Origin of the sequence: Sulfurihydrogenibium yellowstonense SS-5, assembly GCF_000173615.1 — a bacterium.
Classification (GTDB): domain Bacteria; phylum Aquificota; class Aquificia; order Aquificales; family Hydrogenothermaceae; genus Sulfurihydrogenibium; species Sulfurihydrogenibium yellowstonense.
In genome coordinates this window covers 1-6,632 of the sequence record NZ_ABZS01000091.1, presented here as the reverse complement: position 1 = coordinate 6,632, position 6,632 = coordinate 1, and the positions used below count along the sequence as shown (strand labels likewise).

At 33.3% G+C, this 6,632-nt stretch carries 7 protein-coding genes; all 7 read right to left on the bottom strand.

Annotated features, from left to right (window positions below):
* Positions 1–114: 114 nt before the first annotated feature.
* Entirely contained in the window at positions 115–1,236 is a 1,122-nt protein-coding gene (gene ccsB / locus SULYE_RS04805; RefSeq protein WP_007547063.1) for a c-type cytochrome biogenesis protein CcsB, read from the bottom strand.
* A gap of 19 nt (positions 1,237–1,255) precedes the next feature.
* Complete coding sequence (locus SULYE_RS04800; RefSeq protein ID WP_007547062.1) at positions 1,256–1,888, bottom strand: histidine phosphatase family protein; 633 nt, start codon at positions 1,886–1,888, stop codon at positions 1,256–1,258.
* Positions 1,889–1,890: 2 nt separating this feature from the next.
* Positions 1,891–2,346, bottom strand: a complete 456-nt coding sequence (locus SULYE_RS04795) for an N-acetyltransferase (protein ID WP_007547061.1) — start codon at positions 2,344–2,346, stop codon at positions 1,891–1,893.
* Positions 2,321–4,633: an endopeptidase La gene (lon, locus tag SULYE_RS04790; protein ID WP_007547060.1), complete on the bottom strand. Its 2,313-nt coding sequence runs from the start codon at positions 4,631–4,633 to the stop codon at positions 2,321–2,323. The genes SULYE_RS04795 and lon overlap by 26 nt, the downstream gene beginning before the upstream one ends.
* Before the next feature lie 106 nt (positions 4,634–4,739).
* Entirely contained in the window at positions 4,740–5,075 is a 336-nt protein-coding gene (locus SULYE_RS04785; protein ID WP_007547059.1) for an Hsp20/alpha crystallin family protein, read from the bottom strand.
* On the bottom strand, positions 5,068–5,832 hold the full coding sequence (trmD, locus tag SULYE_RS04780) for a tRNA (guanosine(37)-N1)-methyltransferase TrmD (protein ID WP_007547057.1): 765 nt from the start codon (positions 5,830–5,832) through the stop codon (positions 5,068–5,070). Before trmD ends, SULYE_RS04785 begins: the two co-directional genes overlap by 8 nt.
* A 513-nt stretch (positions 5,833–6,345) precedes the next feature.
* The coding region (locus SULYE_RS04775; protein WP_007547055.1) for an IS110 family transposase at positions 6,346–6,632 on the bottom strand (287 nt) is incomplete at its 5' end.

Here is a 6,632-nt window from a genome sequence, read left to right as displayed (position 1 = left end):
TCATAAATTTAATCACTTTGCTAATAGATGACATAGATGATTGTGTTTCAGTAATCATAAATAAATAAATCCTTCGGATATCCGAAGGATCATAGTTAAATTTATAATTTCTTCTTACTCTGTAGCATAACTATGTAAGCCAGGGAAGTATAAGTTTACTCCAAAATAACAGATTAAAAGCATTATAAATCCTGCTACTACTATCCATGCAGAAATCTCACCTTTCCATTTTCCGATAGTTCTTCCGTGTAGGTATGCTGCAAAGAATAACCAAACTATTAAAGCCCAAGTTTCCTTAGGGTCCCAGCTCCAATAACTACCCCAAGCCTCATTTGCCCATGCACCGCCAAGCATTATAGATGCAGTCCATACAGGAAAAGAGATAGCAACTGCTTTAAAAGCAATCTCTGAAAGTAAATTTTCAGATGGAAGTTTATCAGCTATAGGTTTTAAGACATATACAGCAAAATAAATTAAAGCTATAAGAGTGATGATAAAGATAATTCCAAAAATCATTGTTTTAATATCCTTAGCACCGGTTAAAGTAAGATATCCAAAAATCCCCGTTAAGATTAAGCTAAAAATAAATCCTACATAATGATACGTATTTACCGGTTTGTTTTTAACTTGAGCTTCTTTAAGTAGATAAGCAAAAGATGCACCAAATGCTACTGTAAAACCAGCATAACCTACAAATGATGCAAGGACATGAAGGTAAAGCCAATAGCTTCTTAAAGCAGGCACCAACGGATTTATATCAGTATTAAACTTATGACCCCAAATAACCAAAAACGCAATGATCGGCATGAAAAATGTTCCAATAGTTCTTGTTTTGTATTCTCTCTCAATGTATAAATACAGTCCAACTGCAAGCCACGGGAAAAACATTAAAGATTCATAAAGGTTTGTCCAAGGTGGATGGAAAATGCCCATATTGTAAGACTCTAAACCTCTTATAAACAATCCTGCTGTTTGTGTTAACCATCCGGCAAATGCAAGTAATGTACCAGCCTTACCGATATTTTCATTTTTAAAGAAAAACTGAAAAATATACATCAATGCTGATAAACCATAAATAAAGCCGGCAATTTGAAATACAAGAACGTTACTAACTTTTCCTGACGATAAAGCCAAGAAAACAGATAATCCTAAAAATGCCAAAATAACAACAACAAATAAACCTGCCTCTAAATACGATGGTTTATTCTTATTTTCAAAAACAACTACATTATCCATGTTTTTGCCTCCTAAAAAATCATAAAGTTATAATACCACCTTCTAAAGAATTTTCAAGATGGTAAGCCATATTTATAAATTTAACATTTGTGTTATTTTTATCAGATAAAATTAGTGATAGTCCAGTATTATTATGTCTAAATTTCCAAAGATACTCCATGGAAAGATCCATAGCTATACAAAGTAAGCCCTGTATTGAACCGCCATGCCCAACTACTAAGATATTGTCTTCATTGTGGTTTCTTACATCTTCAAAAAATAGCCTTAGCCTTTTTTCAAAAGATTCTATACTTTCTTGCTTTGGCAAAGGATGTTTTACAGGATTTGCTAACCAGTTATCAAAATGCTCTTTTGCGTTTTGATAAATCCAATCATAACTTAAGCCTTCCCATGTGCCAAAATGCATCTCTCTAATTCTTGGGTCAACTTCATGATTTACTTTTAAAATTTCTGCTACAATCTGTGCTGTTTTGAATGCTCTTTTTAAATCAGAAGATATTACTTTTTTTATTCCTTTATCTTTCAAGAAATGACCAAGTTTTTTAGCTTGTAATATCCCATTTTCTGTTAAATCTGTGTCTATATGTCCTTGAACTATCTTTTTTGCGTTGTATTCACTTTCTCCATGTCTGCAAAGATATATATGCTTCATTTTTACTCCAAGTTTATAGATACAGGAATTTCATGACAATCATTAAATTTTACACAATGGATGCATTCAGTCCATACTTTTTGCGGAAAGTTAGATTTATCTGTAATCTCAAATCCAATCTTTCTAAAAAAATCCGGAACGTAAGTTAAAGCAAATACTCTTTTTATACCAAGCTCTTTGGCTTCATTTAAACATTCTTGGACTATGCTTCTACCTATCCCAAGATGCTGATACTCTTCTTTTACAGCCAAAGATTTTATCTCTGCCAAATCTTCCCAGTATACATGCAATGACCCAACGCCAACAATCTTACCATCTACTTCACATACAAAAAAATCTCGTATATTTTCATATATACTGTTTAAACTTCTTGGTAGTAAAACTTCTTTTAATGCAAAATGCTGTAAGATTTTAAAAATTTCGGTTGCATCTTTAACTTTCGCTTTCCTGATTTTCAACTTCCTTTTTTTCCTCTCTTAACGCGATTTTGAAAACTTCATCAATATGGTCTACAAAAATTAAATTCATTGATTTTCTTACATACGGCGGAAGGTCAGACATGACTTCTTCTTTGTTGTCTTTTGGCAAAATTACTGTTTTTATTCCAGCTCTTTTTGCTGCCAAAATCTTCTCTTTTAGTCCACCAACAGGTAAAACTTTTCCTCTTAATGTGATTTCTCCTGTCATTGCAACATCCGACCTTACAGGTCTGTTTGTAAATACAGATGCAATGCCTGTCGTAATTGCTATACCTGCCGATGGTCCATCTTTTGGAATAGCTCCCGCCGGCACGTGAATATGTAAATCGTATTTACCAAATTCTTCCGGGTCAATTCCAAGCTCTTTAGCTTTAGATTTTACATAAGAGAATGCAATTCTTGCAGATTCTTTCATCACATCGCCAAGCGAACCTGTAAGAACTAAATTGCCTTTTCCGTCCATCTTTGTTACTTCTATTTTAAGAATTTCTCCCCCAACCTCAGTCCATGCCAATCCTGTAACAACACCGATTTCATCTCTTTCTTCTTTCTCTGTTGAGTAGATTGGTGCCCCTAAGAATTTTTTAATCAAGCTTGGAGTAATCTTATATTTCTTTTTCTTTCCAGTTTCTATTATTTTTTTAGCTATTTTTCTAATGATAGAACCTATTTGTCTTTCAAGGTTTCTAACGCCTGCCTCTCTTGTATAGCCTCTAATTAAGAATGTGATTGCTTTATCTGAAAATTCTACTGTTTTCTCATCTAAGCCGTTTTCTTTTAATTGCTTAGGAATTAGATATTTTTTAGCAATATGCAATTTTTCCTCTTCTGAATAACCTGAGAGTCTTATAACCTCCATTCTGTCTAATAAAGGTCTTGGAATGGTATCTAATCTGTTTGCTGTACAAATAAACATCACTTCTGACAAATCAAAAGGAACGCCAAGGTAATGGTCTACAAACTCTTTATTCTGCTCCGGGTCTAAGACTTCCAAGAGTGCCGCCGTTGGGTCTCCTCTAAAATCTAAGCCGATTTTATCCACTTCGTCTAACATTATTACCGGATTTTTTGTTCCGGCTTGTTTTATTGCCTGAATGATTTTTCCGGGCATCGCTCCAACGTACGTTCTTCTATGACCTCTTATTTCTGCTTCATCTCTTACTCCACCAAGGGAGATTCTGACAAATTTTCTATTTAATGCTTTTGCAATAGACCTTCCAAGTGAAGTTTTACCCACACCCGGCGGTCCAACAAAGCATAATATAGGTCCTTTTATAGATTTATCCTTTGAGCTTTCTTTTTTAAGTTTTAATACAGCTAAATACTCTAAAATTCTTTCTTTTATTTTCTCTAAGTCATAATGGTCTTCATCAAGGATTTTCTTAGCAATTTTAAGGTCAATTCTGTCTTTTGTTCTTTTATTCCATGGAAGTTCTACAAGCCAATCAAGATAAGTTCTAATAACACCTGCTTCTGCTGAATCTGGATGCATTTTTTCAAGTCTTTTAAGCTGCTTTAGAGCTTCTTCCTTTATTTCATCCGGCATTCCGGATTCTTCTATTTTCTTTTTGTAGTTTTCTATCTCTTCCTGCTTTTCATCTCTTTCGCCAAGCTCTTCTTGAATTGCTTTTATTTGCTGTCTTAAAAAGTATTCTCTTTGGTCTTTTTCAATGGCTTCTCTTGCAGATATTCTGATTTTTTGCTGAAGCTCTAATATTCCTACTTCTTTTAAGAATTTATCATGAACAAATCTTAGTCTTTCAACAGGATCTAAAATCTCTAAAATCTGCTGGGCTTCTTCTGCTTTTATATCAAGTATAGATGCAACCAAATCGGCAAGTCTTCCTGATTCTTCTACCGATTTTATTATCTCAACTAAATCTGGCACTATCTGCTTACCAAGGGAAATAGCCTTGTCTAATAAATCTTTTAGCGAATGTTTAAGCGCTTGAACTTCTAACGTTTCTTCTACTTCCGGGTCTTCTATGATTTCAACTTCCACTTGATAGTAGTCATCTACTTTTTTTAATTCTTTTATTCTTCCTCTTGAAACACCTTGAACAAGGATTTTAATACGATTATCTTCAAGCTTCATCATTCTGATGATTGTGGCAACGACGCCTATCTCATGAATGTCTTTTTTTGTCGGATTTTCTTTTTCTTTGTCTTTCTGAAGAGAGAGAAAGATGTATCTTTGATTATTATCAAGCGCTTCTTCTACTGCCTTAATTGAAAATGGTCTTCCTATAAAAAGTGGAAATACCATATAAGGAAAAACTACAACATCTCTTGTGGGAATAAGTGGGTATGTTGATGGTAGTCAAGCAAATCTAATTTATCTTCAAATGGACCCATTCAGACCTCTGCAGTTTTTAAAAAATTGAAATTTTACAAATAGTATCTATTATAAACTGATTTTTTGCTTTTGGTATATAGATAACCAAGCAGCCGTTTTCATAAACTGCCTTGCCTTTTGAGATGTCTATGTACTGCGAAAATCTGATACTTCTTTTGACAATTCCTGTGAAACGTTCCATTAAAATATACTTTCCCGGCAGGTTTATGCTTTTAAGAGCTCTGATTTTTAAAGTTTTTTCATCACCTGTTATTTCTATATCTTCTCTTTTACATCCGGGCAAATCTATTATTACTATATACTTTTCCTCGTCTTCAAGAATATCTATTGGTGGTTTTTCAAAACTAAGCAATTTTTCCCTCTTTAATCAAATCTTCAAATTCTTTACCTTCTATAATATACTTTAATAACTGTCTATCTTCAACAGATAATTTTGCTTTTTCTAATAAATCTGGTCTATTTTTGTAAGTTCTTTTTAGTTTTTGGAATCTCCTCCATTTTTCTATCAATTTATGATTACCGGATAGTAAAACTTCCGGGACTTTCATACCTCTAAATTCAGCCGGTCTTGTGTAGTTAGGGTATCCAAGCAGTCCATCACTGAAAGAATCTACTTCCTTACTTTCGTCATCAGATAAAACACCCGGAAGTAATCTAATAACACTATCCATAATAACCAATGCAGCCGGCTCTCCACCCGATAAAATATAATCACCGATAGATATTTCCTCATCTACTAACGTTTTAACTCTTTCATCAACCCCCTCATACCTTCCACAAATTATTACAATTTCTTCTTTTTCTGCCAATTTTCTTGCCATCTCTTGATTAAAAGTTTTTCCCCATGGCTCGGTTATTATAGTATAAGGATTTTTGGATATATTTTTTATATAATCAAAAGCTTTAAATATAGGCTCTGGCTTTAAAAGCATTCCGGGACCACCACCATAAACAACATCATCAACTGTTTTGTGCTTATCTGTTGTAAAATCTCTAAGATTTATGGCATTTATCTCAACAAGTCCGCTTTTTATAGCTTTATTTACAACTCCATAATTTTTAAAACATTCAAAATAATCCGGAAATATAGTAATTATGTATATTTTCATGCTGTCTCCAAGGTTTCTTAAACAGGTTTAAAAAATTTTATAACATTATAATGTTTAGTTCACGTCAGTTGAGAAATTTAATAAAAACATGAGATTTTTCCTCGGCTACAGAATGACAAATTAGTTATCCTTTTTTAATGCTTACCATTCAACCTTTTGTTGTCGTCCTGAGGTCGTAAGGCCGAAGGATTTCATTTTTAAATTCTATAAAAATTTCTAATTTCTAACCCAAGGTTTTTACAACATTATAATATTGTTTAGTACTTCTGGAGAGAAAATCAAAATAGCGTATTCTTCGTTATCTTCAGAATTTAGCCATCATAGATGTCCTGTGAAGATTTTTATATCTTCTTTACCAACTCTTGAGAATGAGGGTATTCGAAAATTCTTGTAAGCTTACCTTTCCGTGTTATCCGGAGGACATAAGTCCGAAGAATCTCCTCATTCGATTTTTTGATTTAAAAAGGAAAACAGGAGATTCTTCGCTTCGCTCAGAATGTTCTATGTTAAATGTCAAGTACACAAATTTTCATCAAATGGTCTTCTGTTTTTTAATACACCATATGCTTGCCTTAATAGCTTATGTGCTACAGCTACTAATGCTAATTTTTTAGCTTTACCTTTACTTACTAATCTTTCGTATAATTCTCTGCAGTATTTGTTAAACCTTATTGCTGATAGTGCTGCCATGTATAGTATCTTTCTTGCATATGGATTTCCCATCTTTTTTATTGAACCACTTTTCTTTACGCTCGTTCCACTTTCATATGGGCTTGGATTTAAACCAGCAAAGCTGGCTG